The 18,362-nt window shown below is 32.9% G+C and carries 16 protein-coding genes and 1 other RNA gene; 3 read left to right on the forward strand and 14 right to left on the reverse strand.

The annotated features are described in order from the left end of the window. Positions 1-56: 56 nt before the first annotated feature. The 6 genes from AC4FRF_RS05220 to AC4FRF_RS05245 form a co-directional block, all read right to left on the reverse strand. Complete coding sequence (locus tag AC4FRF_RS05220; RefSeq protein WP_491158430.1) at positions 57-968, reverse strand: NAD(P)/FAD-dependent oxidoreductase; 912 nt, start codon at positions 966-968, stop codon at positions 57-59. A gap of 319 nt (positions 969-1,287) precedes the next feature. Then, positions 1,288-1,512 (reverse strand): hypothetical protein, encoded by a 225-nt coding sequence (locus AC4FRF_RS05225; RefSeq protein WP_491158431.1) that lies wholly within the window; start codon positions 1,510-1,512, stop codon positions 1,288-1,290. Between the two features lie 89 nt (positions 1,513-1,601). Next, a complete protein-coding gene (locus AC4FRF_RS05230; RefSeq protein WP_491158432.1) occupies positions 1,602-2,459 on the reverse strand; it encodes a helix-turn-helix domain-containing protein in 858 nt (285 codons plus the stop codon). 81 nt (positions 2,460-2,540) lie between these two features. Continuing rightward, entirely contained in the window at positions 2,541-3,761 is a 1,221-nt protein-coding gene (locus tag AC4FRF_RS05235; RefSeq protein ID WP_491158433.1) for a site-specific integrase, read from the reverse strand. 258 nt (positions 3,762-4,019) lie between these two features. Next, positions 4,020-4,417, reverse strand: a transfer-messenger RNA (tmRNA) gene (ssrA, locus tag AC4FRF_RS05240). Positions 4,418-4,514: 97 nt separating this feature from the next. After that, positions 4,515-5,726 carry a serine hydrolase domain-containing protein gene (locus tag AC4FRF_RS05245; protein WP_491158435.1) on the reverse strand — a complete coding sequence of 404 codons (1,212 nt, stop codon included), beginning with the start codon at positions 5,724-5,726 and terminating at the stop codon, positions 4,515-4,517. Between the two features lie 220 nt (positions 5,727-5,946). On the opposite strand from AC4FRF_RS05245, the gene AC4FRF_RS05250 reads away from it, so the two are divergent. Then, positions 5,947-7,149 carry an NAD(P)-dependent oxidoreductase gene (locus tag AC4FRF_RS05250; RefSeq protein WP_491158436.1) on the forward strand — a complete coding sequence of 401 codons (1,203 nt, stop codon included), beginning with the start codon at positions 5,947-5,949 and terminating at the stop codon, positions 7,147-7,149. Between the two features lie 52 nt (positions 7,150-7,201). On the opposite strand, the gene fumC is transcribed toward AC4FRF_RS05250, so the two are convergent. From fumC to arsC, 3 genes are all read right to left on the reverse strand, one after another. After that, a complete protein-coding gene (fumC, locus tag AC4FRF_RS05255; protein ID WP_491158437.1) occupies positions 7,202-8,587 on the reverse strand; it encodes a class II fumarate hydratase in 1,386 nt (461 codons plus the stop codon). 663 nt (positions 8,588-9,250) lie between these two features. After that, entirely contained in the window at positions 9,251-11,824 is a 2,574-nt protein-coding gene (locus tag AC4FRF_RS05260; protein WP_491158438.1) for a TonB-dependent receptor, read from the reverse strand. A gap of 82 nt (positions 11,825-11,906) precedes the next feature. Beyond that, positions 11,907-12,257 (reverse strand): arsenate reductase (glutaredoxin), encoded by a 351-nt coding sequence (gene arsC / locus AC4FRF_RS05265; protein WP_491158439.1) that lies wholly within the window; start codon positions 12,255-12,257, stop codon positions 11,907-11,909. A gap of 97 nt (positions 12,258-12,354) precedes the next feature. On the opposite strand from arsC, the gene AC4FRF_RS05270 reads away from it, so the two are divergent. Together AC4FRF_RS05270 and AC4FRF_RS05275 are read left to right on the forward strand one after the other, a co-directional pair. Beyond that, on the forward strand, positions 12,355-13,278 hold the full coding sequence (locus AC4FRF_RS05270; protein WP_491158440.1) for a CPBP family intramembrane glutamic endopeptidase: 924 nt from the start codon (positions 12,355-12,357) through the stop codon (positions 13,276-13,278). Positions 13,279-13,282: 4 nt separating this feature from the next. Next, positions 13,283-14,332 (forward strand): AMP-binding protein, encoded by a 1,050-nt coding sequence (locus AC4FRF_RS05275; protein ID WP_491158441.1) that lies wholly within the window; start codon positions 13,283-13,285, stop codon positions 14,330-14,332. A gap of 3 nt (positions 14,333-14,335) precedes the next feature. Here AC4FRF_RS05275 and AC4FRF_RS05280 read toward each other — a convergent pair whose 3' ends face one another. From AC4FRF_RS05280 to AC4FRF_RS05300, 5 genes are all read right to left on the reverse strand, one after another. Then, complete coding sequence (locus AC4FRF_RS05280) at positions 14,336-15,034, reverse strand: Crp/Fnr family transcriptional regulator (RefSeq protein ID WP_491158442.1); 699 nt, start codon at positions 15,032-15,034, stop codon at positions 14,336-14,338. A 200-nt stretch (positions 15,035-15,234) separates the two neighbouring features. Continuing rightward, positions 15,235-15,783 carry a DUF1697 domain-containing protein gene (locus AC4FRF_RS05285; protein ID WP_491158443.1) on the reverse strand — a complete coding sequence of 183 codons (549 nt, stop codon included), beginning with the start codon at positions 15,781-15,783 and terminating at the stop codon, positions 15,235-15,237. A 16-nt stretch (positions 15,784-15,799) separates the two neighbouring features. Continuing rightward, entirely contained in the window at positions 15,800-16,435 is a 636-nt protein-coding gene (locus AC4FRF_RS05290; RefSeq protein WP_491158444.1) for an HAD family hydrolase, read from the reverse strand. Positions 16,436-16,451: 16 nt separating this feature from the next. Next, entirely contained in the window at positions 16,452-17,099 is a 648-nt protein-coding gene (locus AC4FRF_RS05295; RefSeq protein ID WP_491158445.1) for an HAD family hydrolase, read from the reverse strand. Between the two features lie 203 nt (positions 17,100-17,302). Continuing rightward, complete coding sequence (locus AC4FRF_RS05300; protein ID WP_491158446.1) at positions 17,303-18,319, reverse strand: M28 family peptidase; 1,017 nt, start codon at positions 18,317-18,319, stop codon at positions 17,303-17,305. Positions 18,320-18,362: the final 43 nt, after the last annotated feature.

The raw sequence follows: 18,362 nt of genomic DNA on the forward strand, positions 1-18,362 counted from the left end.
GTTTTCTGTATTGCAGGACAATCTTTAGGTTAGATAGGACATATTTTAAATTCGTTTTAAAATTGCTCTATAATTAATTTTTTACTTGCCGACATTCCCGCTGTAGTACCCATAGCAACCGCATTGGCTACGGTTCTCATCCGGGTTGCATTATCACCAGATGCATAAATTCCTTCAACTGATGTTTCCTGAAAGGCATTCACTATTATATAGCCTTCTTCATTTAGTGAACATCCTAATTTTTCCGGAATATTGGAATGTTGCTCAAATGGGCGAGGAGCATACAAAGCAGTTAAAGGAGATTTCGATCCATCTTTGAATATTATGTTTTGAATGTATCCATTGCTATGATCCAATTTGTCAATCTCTTTTTCGACAATCTGAATGTTATGTGACTTCAATTTTTTTACTTGTTCAATACTTAATGTTGATTTTCCATTGGTATAAATAGTAAGATCTGAAGTCCAGTTTATAATCATTTTGGAAAGTTCAAAAGCGAAGTCTCCATTGCCGAGTATTCCGGTTTTTTTATTTCTGACTTCATATCCATGACAGTATGGGCAATGTATCACTGAGATGCCCCAGCACTCTGCAAAACCGTCAATCTTAGGCATTATATCTCTAATACCTGTAGCAAAGATTAATTTTGTAGCTTGAAATTTTTCTCCTTCTTCGACTGTTATTTCAAATCCATTTTCAATTTTACTTCCGGTTATTGCGAGACCATTATAAAAACTTACGTTTGCATATAATGATAATTGTTCTTTTCCTAATGAAGCAATACCTTTAGGGGTATTACCATCCTGGGTGAGGAAATTATGAGAGTGAGGAGTTTGTGCATTGCAAGGCTTTCCACTGTCTATAATTAAAACTTTTTTTAATGCTCTTCCCAGAGCCATTCCAGCAGCTAAGCCTGAATAGCTTCCACCAATAATTATTACGTCAAATTGTTTAGTATCTGTTATCATATCTAATGTTTTTAATAGTAATGGATAATTTAATGTTAACATACCCAGTGCTGTTTGTTTTATAAATTTTCGTCTTGGTAAGTTATCAGTTTTAGTCATGGGGGATATCTTACTTGATTTATGTAGTTTTTTTACAATTATTGGCGTGAGACATAATCTGAATCCGCACATAATATGAATGAAAATAATTTGAGGAAAAAGAAATTAGTGTTTGGTAGTTTTAAATTGCTGTGCCGAAACTAATTGCTGGGGGAATATGAAATCATAGTAAATAGGGTATCATTCTCAATTAATACCACTATCAGAAAATCAGATTTAGCTAACTATTCTTTTTTCCTGAATTAAATTGACGCATAAGAAAGTCTATAAAAGGAACACCGATGAAAACAATCCAGGGTACTAAGACTATGGTTAAAATAAAGGTTCTTTGGTATAATTCAATGTTGTTCAATGTTTTACCAAACAGGAATAAAAAAAATGTGATGGATGGGTAAATGGCAAGCCAAATTTTTAAGGATGCCATTAGTTTCATTTTTGTTTTCATATCGAATAATTTTTTGAAGTGATTTATTAGGACAAAATTACTTCGCATGAAAATCTAATCGATAGGACAAAAATTAGTATGAATAGGATTTATTTAGAGTTTTGTCTAAATGATTCAGGTGATAAGGCTGTATGTTTTTTAAAGAAGCGTATAAAATAAGATACATCATCATATCCCAGATGATATGCAATCTGACTAACTTGTTTTGAAGTAGCTAATAATTGTCTTTTTGCTTCCAAAATGATATAATCATTTATTATATCTGAAGGAGTTTTATCTAATAATTTTTTAGTAATTGAATTAAGCTGATAAGAGGATAGATTCAATAAATCGACGTATTGAGATACTTGCTTAAGTGTGTTGCTATTTGATTCTACTAATTCTAAAAACTGCTCAAGTTTTTCTTGAGCGTATGGAGTCCCGGATGCTGTTGTAGTTGGTTTATTCTTTCGTTGTCGGAGTAATTCAATAAGGAAAATACTCAAATTTGCTTTAAGCACTTCTTGATAGCCTTTTGCTTTTAGGGTATATTCTTTATATACTTCATTCAGAATTGTTTCAATTTTTTTTATTCCTTCCTTCTCAAGATTATAGATGTTGTGTTGTATTAACTTAGTTAAATGATTTTGGGAAATATTATTGTGAGAGTATAGAAAATCTTTCTTGAATTGCATTATATATCCAATACTTCCTTTTTTAATATGTAGTTTATGAACTTGCCCCGGTCTTATTAAAAAAAGAGAGTAATCATTAATAACGTGATTATTAAAATCTATTTCGTGAAAACCTTTTCCTTTAGATAGAAAAAGGAACAAGAAAAAATCATGTCTGTGAAGATCTTCATTTAAGTCATTTTCAAAAATTATATCTTCGATACGTCTAATTTTAAAATCTTCCGTTAAATTAGATTCTTGATTGTTAATATGTTTTATTGGTATATCTTTCATTTAATCCAACTCGAATTTATATTTTAAAGACAAAATTACGAAATAATATAGAGCCATAAAGCTCATCAATAAAAGGCACTACTAACTAGATTTTTTAATTTTAAGTTTAATTTTTTCTTTTAACGCTTTCATATCCTCACTTACTTTTCTGTCCAAAACTTTAGCGTAGTGCTGAGTTGTTCTCAAATTTTTATGTCCTAGCATTTTACTTACACTTTCAATTGGAACACCATTGGTAAGCGTTACAGTGGTTGCAAAAGTATGCCTAGCAATGTGGAATGTTAGTTCTTTGTCTATTTCACAAATATCAGCTAACTCTTTTAAATAAGCATTCATCTTTTGATTGGATAGAATAGGGAGTAACTTGTTTTCATTATTACATTGTGGATGATTTTCGTATTTGTCAATAATCATTTGCGTTACCGGAAGGATTGGGATTTTAGAAGCTGATTCTGTTTTTTGTCTGTGAGTTGAAATCCATTTTTCACCATCAATACCAAGCACAATATTGAATTTTGTTAAATTGAAAACATCAATATAAGCAAGACCTGTAAAACAGGAAAAAATAAACATATCTCGAACTAATTCTAAGCGCTTTATTTTAAAGGTTTTATTCAGTAATGAAGTAATTTCATTTTCAGTGAGATAGGTTCTTTCCGTTTCTTTTACTTTTCCTTTGTAATTAAGAAACGGATCTTTTTCAATCCATCCATTAATATAGCACTGCTTTACTATTTTGCCAAAGTTTCTAACATATTTTATTGTTGAGTTGTTATTGCAGTTTTTAGTGTTTCTTAAGTAAAAATCAAAATCATTGATAAAAGCGATATCAACTTGTTTTATTGAAATATCATTAACGGAATATTGATACTTTAGAAATTCTTTCGTGTGACTTAGGGATGTTTCATATTTTTTATAGGTGTTAATCGAAAATTCTTTACCGATTAGCTCTTTCATGCGTTTATTGTGATCTTCAAAAATGATAATTAATTTTCTTTGTTTTTCTTCAATACCTAAAAGCTTATTCTTGAAAGTTTGGGCATTAATTTCCTGGTTGTTATTTACCATCCATTTTTCGATTTCATAGGCTTTGTTTTTAAGAATATCAAGGTAACTGTTTAATAGTCTAGCTTCTTCTGAATTTCCTTTGATTTTGCCTGCCGCTGTATTCCATTTTGATTTTTCTACAAATTTAGAGGTGCTTAATTCAATACGAGTGCCGTTGATTGTTATTCTCTGATAAATGGGAAGTAGGCCGTTTTTTGATACTTTAGAACTTTTCACGTAGAAAAGTATTGACATTTTGTGTTTCATTTTGTGGTGACTTAAATGTTATTCAAATTAATTATTTAATACTCATTTGTCAAGATGTTCATCTTTTGAACTGCTTGCTATCACTGGCTTTGCGAGAAATTCGGTTACCCTGTTTTTACGTTTTTTAGGGTAACCGATTTTAACACCAATGGTTTGAGATTTAATAGATAATTTGAATAGCATCAAAAACAAAAAAGCCTGTAAATCATACGATTTACAGGCTTTTGAACCAATTTGAATTTGTTTTTGTGGAGTCGGGGAGAATCGAACTCCCGTCCAAACAAGCAATTAAAGAGCTTTCTACACGCTTATTTCCTGATTGAATTTTCGATAGGATGCTAGGCCAGAAACAGCCACATACTACTTAGCTTCTTAATTTTCGATAACCACCCGAAGCTTATGGAAATCTAGGTCTATTTTTACGGTTCCCCTGTACTGACCGCCACAAACCAAGGCTTTCAAGGAGAATCCAGCTTCCCTACCTTGTAGGGACGTGGCGTAATCGTACTATAATTCGGATTATGCAGCTAAAGCGTAGTTATTTTCGCCGTGTAAAAGTGTAAGATCTTATATTTACGAGCAAGGTCTCAATGCTCGACGTGCTTACTGTTCAATTCGACTTGCTGTCAAAACCAGTCGACCCCAGTTTTATTTTCTGCTCAAACGAGTTAAATTTGAGAGCGCGAATATACAATATTCTAGTTTAATATTACTATTTCGCATTCATAGTTGAAGCAAAAATTATTCCTCTTTTTCATCCTTATCCAATTTAAACGGATAATCTCCAAATAAAGGCGATATTTTTCGAACCTGATAGGTTTTTGTAGTAAACTTATTGGATAAGGCAATAATGGTGACATGTTCTTTTTGCAAGGTCACATAAGAAGAAGTATTTCCGTGCCACCATCCGTTGTGGAAATAGAAATTCTGCCCTGTTTCCCAATTAATCATTCGGATTCCAAGACCATAGTTTCTTTCTCCTTTGCGTTCGTTACTAAAAGGAGTATAAACCAATTTTAATAATTTTGGACTAAGAAAACCTGGAGCATTGCGAGCCATGTCAAATTTCAATAAATCTCTTGGCGTAGAATAAATATTTTTGTCACCATAAATAGCATCCAGATAATCTTTTCCTATTTCGACCTTATTACCTTTATAGGATGTTACAGCAGTGTCTTTGTCTTTTACGTAATCAAAAACATAAGTATGGTTCATTCCTAATGGTTTAAAAATCATGCGTTCCATTGCTTTTTTATAACTAAGACCCGTTTTCTTTTCGATGATAAGTGCTAAAACAGCATAATTGGTATTGCAATAACTAAAACGACTGTCGGTTCTGGATTCTAAACCGATATCTTTAGTAGCCATTAAATTGACAATATCTTTATTACTTAGAATATTGTGTCTGTCCCAAATACCGTCTTTTTTATCTGTAAAATAGGCATAATTACGCATCCCACTGCGGTGATTTAAAAGTGTTTTAACTGTTACTTCAGGAAAAGGAAAGTTAGGAAGTATAGTATTTACTTTTTGGTCTAAACCAATTCTATTTGCATCAATTAATTTTAAGATTGCTGTTGCTGTTAGTACTTTACTTACTGATGCTAAATGAAGCGGAGTAGTAGCAGTCATGGGTCTCTTGTCTCTAAAATTAGCCATACCTTCGTATTTTTCGAAGATGATTTGTCCATTTTGAGCTACAAGAAAACCGCCATTCATACTGTTGTTAGGCCAGTTTTTATTGTAAAAATGTTCGATTGCATTTTTTTTTGTTTGGATATACTGAGCCGATAGTTTTGGTAATTTTTGTGTATTTGGCTCCATATGAGGCATTGTATCTTTTGGAGTTTGGTTTTCCTCAAGTGAATCCTCTTTATTCTTTTGTCCACAAGAACCCAAAACTAAAATAAGCAGGAGTAATTGTAGTATATTTGTTTTTTTTATGAAAATCATTTGTCTTAGGGCTATATCGGCAAATATATAGAATCAAATGCGTTTGAGAGTCGTTTTTTTTCATGTTAACAGAATTTTTTGAAAGTTATTTAAATGACTTTTTTCTATGTTTTTGGCTTTCAGTTTTTAATGATTTTCGGCTATTTTTTTGTAAAATAAATCTGTTTTTTGTAAAAAAATAGAATTACTTAGAAGTTTAAGGAATAATACCATACACAATATGAAATTTGGAATAATTAAAGAAAGAAAAAATCCGCCTGATAGAAGAGTGGTATTTTCTCCTAATGAATTAGTAAAATTAAAAACACTTTATCCCGAGCTTAGTGTTAAGGTAGAAAGTTCGGATATAAGAGTATTTAGTGACATTGATTATAAAAGTTTAGGTATTGAGGTTGTTTCAGATGTTAGCGATTGTGATGTTTTAGTTGGTGTAAAAGAAGTTCCTGTTGAAAACTTAATTCCTAATAAATCCTATTTCTTTTTTTCGCATACTATAAAAAAGCAAGTATACAATAGAAGATTATTACAAGCCTTATTAGAGAAAAATATTGATTTCTATGATCATGAAACTTTAATTGATACCAATAATAATCGTTTAATAGGTTTTGGGTGTTATGCTGGAATGGTGGGGGCTTACAACAGTATTCGTGCTTTTGGGATTAAGTTTGAATTATTCAAATTACCTAAAGCCGAAACCCTTTCTGGGAAAGAAGATTTAATTCGTCATTTAAAAAGACTGGTGCTTCCGCCCATTAAATTTGTGGTGACAGGAACTGGTAAAGTAGGAGGAGGAGTAAAAGAAATTTTGGATGCTATCAAAGTAAAATCGGTTACAATAGAGAACTATTTGACTAAAAAATATGCACAGCCGGTTTATGTCCAAATCGATGCTTTAGACTATAATAAACGTAAAGACGGAGCTGAATTAGAAATTAGCGATTTTTTCCAAAATCCACAAGATTACGAAAGTGATTTTGAACGTTTTACTAAAGTTTCAGATATTGTAATTTCAGGACATTTTCATGCTAATGCAGCTCCTGATATTCTAACTCAGGAAATGCTAAAGGCCAAAGATTGTAAAATAAAAGTCGTAGCTGATATTTCTTGTGATATTAACGGACCAATTGCGTGTACGTTGCGTTCCTCGACTATTGAAGAACCTTTTTATGGGTATTTACCTTTAGAAAATAAAGAAGTAGATGTGTTTCATCCCGCAGCTATTGTGGTGATGGCCGTGGATAATTTGCCTTGCGAATTACCCAAGGATGCCAGCGAAGGTTTTGGTGAAATGTTTATTGAAAAAGTAATGCCTGCTTTTTTTAATGGTGACAAAGATGGTATTTTAGCTCGTGCAAAAATTACCGAAAACGGAAAGTTAACGGCAAGATTTTCTTATTTACAGGATTATGTTGATGGTGAGTAGTTGTGGGCTGTGAGTTGATTACCAGATGTAAACAGATAACTCATAACTTTTTCTATACCATCTCTTCGGGCCTTACCCAAGTATCAAATTCTTCAGGAGTGAGATAACCCAAACGAACCGCTTCTTCTTTGAGAGTGGTTCCGTTTTTATGGGCAGTTTGCGCTATTTCGGCGGCTTTGTAATAACCAATTTTAGTGTTTAAAGCGGTAACTAACATTAGCGAATTAGCAACCAATTCTTCAATACGTTTGTAATTAGGTTCGATTCCTTGGGCACAATGTTCGTCAAAAGAACAGCAGGCATCTCCTAATAATCGCGCCGATTGCAGGAAGTTGGCAGCCATCATTGGTTTGAAAACATTCAGTTCATATTGTCCTTGCATTCCGCCAACGCTTATGGCAACATCATTTCCCATCACCTGAGCACAAACCATTGTTAAAGCTTCGCATTGCGTAGGGTTTACTTTGCCAGGCATAATCGAAGAACCGGGTTCGTTTTCCGGAATGAGGATTTCGCCAATTCCAGATCGTGGTCCCGAAGCCAGCATTCGAATATCATTGGCTATTTTATTCAAAGAAACGGCCAGTTGTTTCAAGGCGCCATGTGATTCCACAATGGCATCATGAGCGGCTAAGGCTTCAAATTTATTCTCGGCGGTTACAAATGGTAATCCTGTAAACTGAGCAATATATTCGGCTACTTTTACGTCGTATCCTTCAGGGGTGTTCAATCCTGTTCCTACGGCAGTTCCTCCCAAAGCAATTTCTGATAAATGAGCTAAGGTATTTTTGAGTGCCTTTAATCCATGATTCAACTGTGCCACATAACCTGAAAGTTCTTGTCCTAAAGTGAGTGGAGTGGCATCCATCAAGTGCGTGCGACCAATTTTTACGACATTTTTAAATTCTTTTGCTTTAGCGTCTAATGTATTTCGCAATTTTTCAACTCCGGGAATGGTTGTGTCTACAATTGCTTTGTAAGCCGCAATGTGCATGGCAGTAGGGAAAGTGTCATTAGAAGATTGTGATTTATTCACATCATCATTGGCTTTTATAAATGGTTCTCCTTGACTAATTTCAAATCCTTTGATTACTTGAGCTCTGTTAGCAATCACTTCATTTACATTCATGTTGCTTTGGGTACCGGAACCGGTTTGCCAAATGACCAATGGAAATTGATCATCTAACTTCCCATCTAAAATTTCATCACAAACAGTGGCAATGGCATCTCTTTTTTCAGAATTTAAAACACCCAAATCACAATTAGCAAAAGCAGCAGCTTTTTTTAAATAAGCAAAACCCTCGATAATGGCGAAAGGCATAGATGCCGAAGTTCCTATTTTGAAATTATTTCTAGAACGTTCGGTTTGTGCTCCCCAATATTTAGCGGCTGGAACTTGGACTTCGCCCATGGTATCTTTTTCAATTCGGAATTTCATAATGTTATGATATTAGCTGTTTTTTTTTTTTTAAACGTTTTTTTGAAAACTGCTGTCCTAGCCCTGATAGCAGCGAAAATCCTTTTATCTCTTTTTTTAGAGATAAAAGATTGTAGCGTATAGCAGGAAAAAGCTTCTGTAAATTAAAATCAAGCTTAAATGTACGGATAAATGTATTTTTATGAAAATTGAGTGTTGTTTTTATTGCTAAGAAAAAAATTAACTGCTACATTTGTGGCTACATTCAAAATTCCGGAAAACATGTTTGAATTTTCACAGTATTTAGGCTTTTTACTTTTCTTAACCATCCTTACAATGGGATTTTGGTTAATGTTCTTTCTAGTTAGTTTCGTATCCTATTGGGTAGGAGGTGCTACTTGGGAAAGATTCAAAGAAAAGAGAGCAAAAAAACAAGAATCTCTATAATTGAGATTTTTAATAAAAAAGGATTCGTAATACGAATCCTTTTTTTATGACTACTTTTGAATTTTACCATTAAGGTATTAAGATAAGTTATGATAAAGGTTTATTAGATTCTCTTATATGGTCTTTAATAAACTTTATTTCAAAAAGCTTTTAAAAAGAACTTCAATGACTTAGATGGCTAAAAAAGTTGATTTGATGTAAATAAAAAGGACCCGTTTTCACGAGTCCTTTTTTATTTTATCCTGGGAATTCTCCACCGCCTTCACCGCCGCCATCATTATTGTTTTTTGGCATGTTTTTATCTCTGTCTGTTTTTTTCATATTCAAACGGTATGTAAACGATAGGTTAATTTGTCTTTTTCTCCATTGATATTCACTATAAGAATTTACACTTGGTAAATTAACTTCTGATTTCATTCTTCTAGAATTGAAAATATCGCTCACGTTTAATGAAATTGTTGCTTTGTCTTTTAAAATATCTTTACTAAATGCAGTATTTATTACATAATTACCTAGGCTTTTCCCTTGGGCTGTATTTCTAGGGCTAAAATACATTCCTGATAATTGCCAGTCAATTTTGTATGGAAGTGTCAAACGAGAGTTTATCCTAGAAAACCAAGAAAATGTTTCGTTATTTAAATCTTGTGTAATATCATTGTCTCCTACAGCTGGTGTATAGGTGTATGTTCCAGTTGTTTTTGTATCCGATAGGTTGAAACTACTGTTTATTTTCCAAATTTTGAATGGACTGTAGTTCAATGTGAATTCGAAACCAAATTGTTGCTCTTTGGCTAAGTTGATTGGTTTACTTAAAATTACAGGGTTGTTTGTTTCAAAAAATTCTGGGCTATCAGGATCATTTGAATCATAATCTGGATTAGCAACTTGAGTAGTTACATATTCTCCTGTTTCGGTACGAACAAAAGAGAACACATCTCTAGTACTTTCAAAATACATCGAAGTACTAAAAGTTACTTTATCCCATTTTTTTAGATATCCTAAATCAAATTTATCAGTAAATGAAGGATTTAAATCAGGATTACCTTGAAATAAATTGATGTTACTAGAATAGTTAGTAGCTGGGTTTAAGTAACGTCCTCTAGGTCTAGACAAACGTTTACTATAACTTAAAGAAACACTACTTTCATCGGATATTTCATAATTTACAAAGGCACTAGGGAAAAAATTGTTGTATTTCTTAGTATTGAAATTATTTGTGTCTAATAAGTTGATGTCAATTTGGGTGTCTTCCCAACGCAAACCAAATAAGTAAGAGAATTTATTTAATTTAAAACCATATTGCGTATATAAAGCATTAATGCGCTCATTGTATTCCAGGGTATTAGGTACAAAACCATCAATTGGATTTCCATTAAGATCTCTATTTACACTGTATGTGTTGTCTAAGTTGTTAAAGTTTCCTTTATAACCCGCTTCAAATTGGCTTCCATTTTCAAAAGGCAACACATAATCGGTTTGTACTTGAACTTGATTTTGCTTTTGGTTGTTAAAAGTAAAGTCTTCAGTTGGATCTTCGTTACTTCCAATAGTTTGACCGCTAATGAGTGCATTTTCAGTATCTTTATTAGAAGCATACGAAAAATCAACGGTTAATTTATGTCCTTTATCATTGAAGTTTTTCAAGAAATTTGAAGCATATTCTATATCTTTTCCAGTATCATCTCCAAAACTGCTACGGTAACGACTAGAGGTAGGAATATGATTTTCATCAAAATTTTTGAAATTTACTTTATCATCATTAGTACCGCTGTTGTCTCTATAACTAATGGAGTTAGTCCAATACGTATTTGGAGCCACTGTCCATTCTACTCCTGTTTTAGTAGAAATACCTTTTCTTATACGTTCAGTTTTTCTTTTTTCATTAGTATAACCTGATATAATCCCATTATCTGTATCTAGATTAGTACCGTTAGCACTATTAGTCAAACCACCTCCTTGACTAGTTCTGTAGTTGTATCCCGTAGACGTAAAAAAGTTTAATTTTTCGGTTTTGTAGTTCAAGTTGGCACTTAGACCATAAGTTTCCGGGATTCCTGTTGATGCAATAAAACTTCCGTTGAAACCAAGGTTTTTTCCTTTTTTCAAAACGATGTTTAGGATTCCCGCACCACCTTCGGCATCATATCGCGCCGATGGATTGGTAATAACTTCTACTTTATCAATGGCATCAGCAGGAATTTGGCGTAAAGCCTCAGCCATATTTAAAGAGTTAGAAGGGCGTCCGTCAATAAAAATGCGTACGTTTTCGTTTCCACGCAAACTTACATTTCCTTCCACGTCAACTGTTACTGAAGGGACATTTTCAAGTACATCACTTACTGTTCCTCCTTTTACAATCATGTCTTGACCTACATTGTAGACTTTTTTATCTAATTTAATTTCAACAGTTGATTTTTCAGCGCGAACCACTACTTCGTTTAATTGTGCAGCATCTTCTACTAAGGCAATAGTACCTAAATCGGTGTTTTTTTGCAAATTACGTTGGTTGTATTCTATGGCTTTAAAAGAGATGAATTCTATTTTGATATTGTATGTACCAGGTGCAACTTCTATAGTAAAACCTCCTTTAGCATTGGTAATTCCGCCTGTAATGGCTTTTGGATTTTTGGAATCTGTAATAGTTACTGTTGCATATTCTAGGGGCTGTTTTGTAGTTTTTTCAATTACCGTTCCAGAAATTTTTACTCTTTCTTTAGCTGGATCTATTACTGGATCTCCAATGGAAGCAAAACCGCTCAAGAAGGTAAAAAGTAAGGTGAGACTTAAAAAAAATCTTAATGTTTGTCGCATTTTTTTTTATTTTATGTTTTTCTTTGGAATCTCAAAAAGAGATTTGGTTTAATATCGATTTATTAAATAAATGTTAAAAAGACTATTGCTTATTAAAAAAGGCTTCTATTTTATCCATTTCTCGGGCTATAATAGCTTTATTGCCTTTGATGATGATGGGTCTTTCAATCAAAATAGGATGTGTAATTAAAGCTTGAATAATCTCCTCATCACTTAAATTTTTATTCTTATAATTTTCAATCCAAACTTTCTCTTTCTGGCGAACTATATCAATTGGCTTGCTATTTAATTTTTGTAATAAAGACTTAAGTTCTTCTTTACTAGGTATTTCCTCTAGGTACTTAATAATTTTATATTCTTGATTTGAGTTTTCTAAAAAGGCCAAACAATTTCTTGATTTTCCACATCGCGGATTATGATATACTTCAATCATGAGTTTATTTTTATAGTTTAAAATAAAAAAGGTATTTTCGAAGGGACAAAAATAGCTTTTGAAAGTGAATTAGTACTACTTTAAATCAATTAAATCAATGTTTATAGAACAAGGTATTCGTAAGGAAAATAAATTTTGGAAATATGTACTGGGTTCCGTACTGATTATTTTTGCTTCATTTGTGGGGCAAATTCCTTTGTTAGTTGCTGTTGTAGCTAAATCTATTATGACAGGGGAAAGTTATCCGCAAACCAATGATGAGATGATGCATTTTTTAGAATCCAATACCACCCTCTTTTTAATGCTTATTTCCTTTGTATTTGCATTAGGCGGGATCTATTTTGTGGTGAATTTTTTGCACAAACAAAGCTTCCTTTCGGTTACTACTTCTAGAAAAAAAGTCGATTGGAGCAGAATTTGTTTTGCTTTTGGATTGTGGTCTATTTTTTCTATTGTGTCAACTTTAGTGTATTATTTTTTAAACCCTGATTTGTATATTTTAGATTTTAAACCTATTCCTTTTGCTATTTTATTAGTAATTGCGGTACTTTTAGTGCCTATTCAAACCAGCACCGAAGAATATGTTTTTAGAGGCTATTTGATGCAGGGTTTTGGAAATTTAGCACTAAATAAATGGTTTCCATTGTTGATGACCTCTATTATTTTTGGAGGGATGCACTTTTTTAATCCCGAAGTAACTAAAATGGGAAACATTATTTTTGTGTATTATATAGGAACCGGATTGCTTTTAGGAATACTTACTTTAATGGACGAAGGAATGGAATTGGCTTTGGGTTTTCATGCCGCCAATAATCTTATTGGTGCTTTATTGATTACTTCGGATTGGTCCGCTTTTCAAACCCATTCTATTTTTAAAGATATATCTGAACCACAAGCTGGATTTGATGTAGTGTTGCCAGTAGTCTTGGTTTATCCTGTACTTTTATTTATCTTTAGTAGAAAATACCAATGGACAGATTGGAAAGAAAAATTAACGGGAAAATTGAATGTAAACGACTAGGTGTATGAGAAAAGTTACTTATAAAAATATTCATAATTTTTTTAAATTCAACGGAGTTCATTTTGATAGTAAAGGTTTGCGTATAGCTGCTTATTACTTGATTAAAGAAGGGAATGAGCATGAAAAAGCCGTTGGAGATTTTTTACTCGATTGGTTTGACGAAAAATCGTATATCAACTTGCGAACATCAGGGACTACTGGTACGCCTAAGATTATTAGAAAAAGCAAACAGGCAATGGTGAATTCAGCTTTGGCTACAGGAGATTTTTTCGCATTAAAGCCCGGAGATACTGCTTTGTGTTGTTTACCGGTTCAGTTTATTGCTGGTAAAATGATGTTGGTTAGAAGTTTTATTTTAGGTTTAGAACTTGATGTTGTAGAACCTAGTTCAAATCCTTTGATTAAAGTAAATAAAGAATACGATTTTGTGGCAATGGTTCCTTTGCAAGTACAAAATTCTGTTGACAAATTACAGAAAATAAAAAAACTCATCATTGGTGGAGTTAAAATGGAGCCTAGTTTAGAGCAAAAACTTCAAGGGATTAAAACTAAAGTTTATGAAACCTATGGTATGACCGAAACTATTACGCATATTGCTGCCAAGAAAGTAGGAGAACAGGCTTTTTCAATTTTACCAAATGTAAATATTTCTAAAAACGAAAAAGGCTGTTTGCTAATTAATGCGCCTTTAGTTAACGATGAAGTTTTGATAACTAATGATTTGGTAGAATTGCTTAATGACCATCAATTTGTGCTTTTGGGGCGTATTGATAATGTGGTAAATAGCGGAGGAATTAAACTTATTCCGGAGCAAATTGAACAAAAAATAGCCGCAGACATACCAACTCGTTTTTTTGTAGGTGGTTTGCCGGATGCTGTTTTGGGAGAAAAGTTAATAATTGTTATCGAAGGAACAAAATATGAATTAGACGGTTCTGTGTTTGCTGTTTTAGATAAATTTGAAAAACCAAAAGCTGTTTATTTTGTTCCAGAATTTGAAACTACAGAGAGTGGAAAAATAAAAAGAAAAGAGATTTTGAAGTCCTTAGAATAGTAATTATTTGTGCTCTATAATTTCGGCTTTTAGCTTGTCTACCTGTAGGACTCCTATTTTTTTATTGACTATTTTAATAACTCCTTCTTTTTTTAGACTTGAAAGTATGCGGGTTACTTGTTCATCGGTAGTTCCGGCAAAATCGGCAATTTCTTTTCTTGAAAGATTGATATTGAGTAAATTGTTCGTATGACCAAATTTTTTAAGTAAGTACAATAAAATGTCAATTACACGTTCGCGTACATTCATTTGTGCAATTTTTTTGACTCTGTTTTCGCTTTTGTTCAATTCTTCAGCATAAAAAAGCATCATGTCATAGGTGAATTCAGGAATCGATTTTAGAATGGCATGCATGATATCATTACTAAAATTACATAAAACAGTATCTTCAATTGCCGAAGCAGCAATCAAGTAGCGGTTGCTGGTTCCAAAACCCCTAAAACCTAATGTATCTCCATCTGTTGTAAGGCGAACTATTTGTTCTTTGCCATAAATACCTGTTTTTAAAACCTTTACTTTTCCTTTGTAAATAAAATACAAGCCTTGAATAGGAGCGCCTTCAATCATAAATTGTTGGCCTTTTTTACAAGTATAATTGGTTTTTTCCAATACAAAATCTTGCATCTTTTCCAGATGCAAATGTTTCTTGATAAAACAATTGGTGTTGATACAGTTAGCACAATCAGTAGTAATTCCTCTCATTTGTTCTTTTATTTAGATGAGTTGAACTCAATTTAGAATATGAACAAATGTACTTAAAAAATAAGTATTAATACGTATTTTTAAAACGTAAATTACTTAGTTTTAGTTCCTTTTATGGATTTAGAAATTGAAGCGCTACTTTTTGTTAGAATCTTATTTTTTTGAATAAAAATCAATCAGATTCTTATTGGGTTGTTTTTTTATTCGAATTCCTCATACATTTTTAGCAAATGTGTTACTGTATTCCAGTTTCTGATTGTTGCCGTAAGGTTTAGTCTTTTTTCTATGTATTTTTGGTCCAACCTCGTTTTTCCAGCAGAAACGGCATATTTGATAAAAATTTTATTCTGGTCAATGTGGACTTCATCGGGTTTTACAGCACTCATTTTGAGGTCGTGAATGCGGTCTTTGTGAAGCTCCATTGAGACAAAGGCAACATAGAGTTTTTTAGTCTCTACATCGGCTGTTTTTAGAAAAGGATTGTTTTGTTGGCAAGCTATTAAAACATTTTTATTGATAACTAACACAGGCACATCATGTCCAAAAGTCTTAAAAATTTCTTGTTTTATTTTAAAACCTACAGCAGCAGGGTTTTCTTCTTCGGTAGTTACAAATACATTTCCGGTTTGGATATAAGTGGTTACATTGGTAAAACCAACATTTTCCAACATTTTTTGGAGCGCATCCATTTTCATCATGTTGTGTCCTGAAACGTTAATACCGCGAAGTAAAGCCAGATGTGTTGTCATTTTTATGTTTTAAATATTATAATAAAAGTAAATCAAGTTGGCTCATATCATCAAATAACGAAATATTCATTTGCTGTAAAGCATCTAAATTAGCATGATTAGTAAAACCAAAAACGTCAAAACCTCCTGCTAAAGCCGCTTGAACTCCCGCCGGACTATCTTCTATAACCACGCAGTCTTTTACTCCAAATCCCATTGTTTTAGCTGCATGCAAATACAATTCGGGATTGGGTTTCCAGCTGTTAATATCGTAAGCACTAAAAATAGCACCTTCAAATTGATCAATCAATTTTGTGGTGGTTAAGTTCAGTCTTATTTTATCGGCGGGACCATTAGAGGCTACAGCTATTGGAACATCAATTTTAGCTAATAGTTCGTGAATTCCTTTTATAGGTTGTAATTCTTTTTGAAAAGATTCGAAAGTACTTGCTCTGAATTCTTCTTCAAAAGTGTCAGGTAATTTTTTTTTGGCTAAATCAGCGATGTAATCAAAACAAAATTCCAGCGATTTCCCTAAGAATAATTGATGTGCTTCCGTTTCATCTAGGATTGCGCCATGTGATTTTGCCATGCTAACTAGGGTGCCAATAGAAATAGCTTCGCTGTCTACCAGCACGCCATCACAATCAAAAATGATGCATTTGTATTTCATTTTTTTCGAATTCAAATTATAAAAGGGCAATTAATTCTAATGGATGATTGATTATGGATTGAGCACCTTCGGTGACTAATTCTTCTTTTGGTCTATATCCCCAAGAAACACCTAAGGCATACATATTCGCATTTTTGGCGGTTTGCATATCAATTCCGGAATCACCTACATAAAGTACTTCTTCAGGAGAAAATCCTAAATCTTGACTGATTTCTATAGCTGCACCAGGATTTGGTTTTTTAGTTGCTTCGCTTTTTAATCCCATTACTATTTCAAAATAATCAGGAAATAAAGTAAGACCAATTTTTTTGGTCAATTCATCTGCTTTATTTGACAAGATGGCCATTTTGATGTTTCGGGATTTTAATTCTTCTAAAAGTTCGACAATTCCGTCATAAAGAATCGTTTTATTAGTACAATTATTTCTATAGTGAAGCATCATGGCTTGAAAAAACTTTTCGATATTTTCTTCATTTCTATGTGATTCCGGAAGCGCTTTGGTTACTAAAACTCGAAGACCACTGCCTATAAAATTATTAATCACTTCATAACTATGAGTTGGTAACTGATTTTCTTGAAGTACCTTATTTATAGAATCGGCAATGTCAATTAGTGAATTTACAAGTGTTCCATCAAGGTCGAATAGTACTGCTTTAAATTTCATTTTTTTATTTAGTATCAATGTGTATTGATGTTAAGGAATAATTTTAAGCGCAAAGTTCGCAAAGTTTTTCACAAAGTTCGTTAAGTTTAAAATAAAAAAGTTCTACACCAATTTCACCAATTTTTTCTGTATTTGGGAGATTTGTGCAATTAAAGCTAAAAATATTTCGTGTAAATTAGTGTAATTTGTGTGAAAACGTAAGTTTACTTTTTATCCACCACAATTCGGTTTTCTCTATTCGCTAATTCCCAAACAATATTGAAAGCGAGTTGAGCTCTTTTTGCTAAAGCATCGTATTCAATTTTATCGGGAGTATCTGTTTTTCGATGGTAATCGGCATGTGTACCATTAAAAATAAAAACGGATGGAATGCCAAGTGCTGCAAAATTGTAATGGTCAGAACGACGGTAGAAATTGTTCGGGTCGTTTAATGCATTGTATTTGTAATCCAAGTCCAAATGAACGTATTTTTCGTTTACGGTTTTGCAAATTTCATCCAATTCACTCGAAAGTCTATCGGCACCAATGAGGTACACGTAATTATTGGAATTAGCATGGGCATCGTCACGGCGACCAATCATGTCAATATTAACATCGGCAACGGTATTTTTTATGGGAAACAATGGGTTTTCACTATAATATCTCGAACCGTGCAAACCGTGTTCTTCACCTGTAACATGAAGGAATAAAACGGAACGCTTAGGCCCATGTCCGTTTTTTTTAGCTAGTTGAAAGGCTTGTGCAATTTCCAATAAGGCTACGGTTCCGGAACCATCATCATCGGCGCCATTAAAAATGGCTCCGTTTTTTGTTCCTACATGATCGTAATGCGCGGAAATCACAATTATTTCATCGGGTTTTTCTGTTCCTTCAATATAAGCCCAGATATTTTCAGAATCGGGAAGATTTTCGTTTTTCTTCGCATTCAAAAATGCTGCCGGAATGTGTTGGTAATAATTTTTAGCTCCTTTTGGAAATGTAATTTTATCTTTTTGATATTGACTAATGAGATATTTTCCGGCTCTTTTTTGTCCAATAGATCCTGTTTCTCGTCCTTCCATAGAATCATTAGCGACAATGTATAGATGTGTTTTTAATTCATCAGCGGTAATGCTATTCGTGTATTTTGTTGGTTTGTAAATGTTTTTAGAGCTTATTTCTTTTGTTCCCTGGCATGAAGCCAAACAACTAAAGACAAGAAGGAGTAATGTTTTTTTCATGATATAAATGCGAGCCATTAAATCGGTCTTATTACAAATATCT

Source organism: Flavobacterium sp. ST-158 (genome assembly GCF_058309975.1).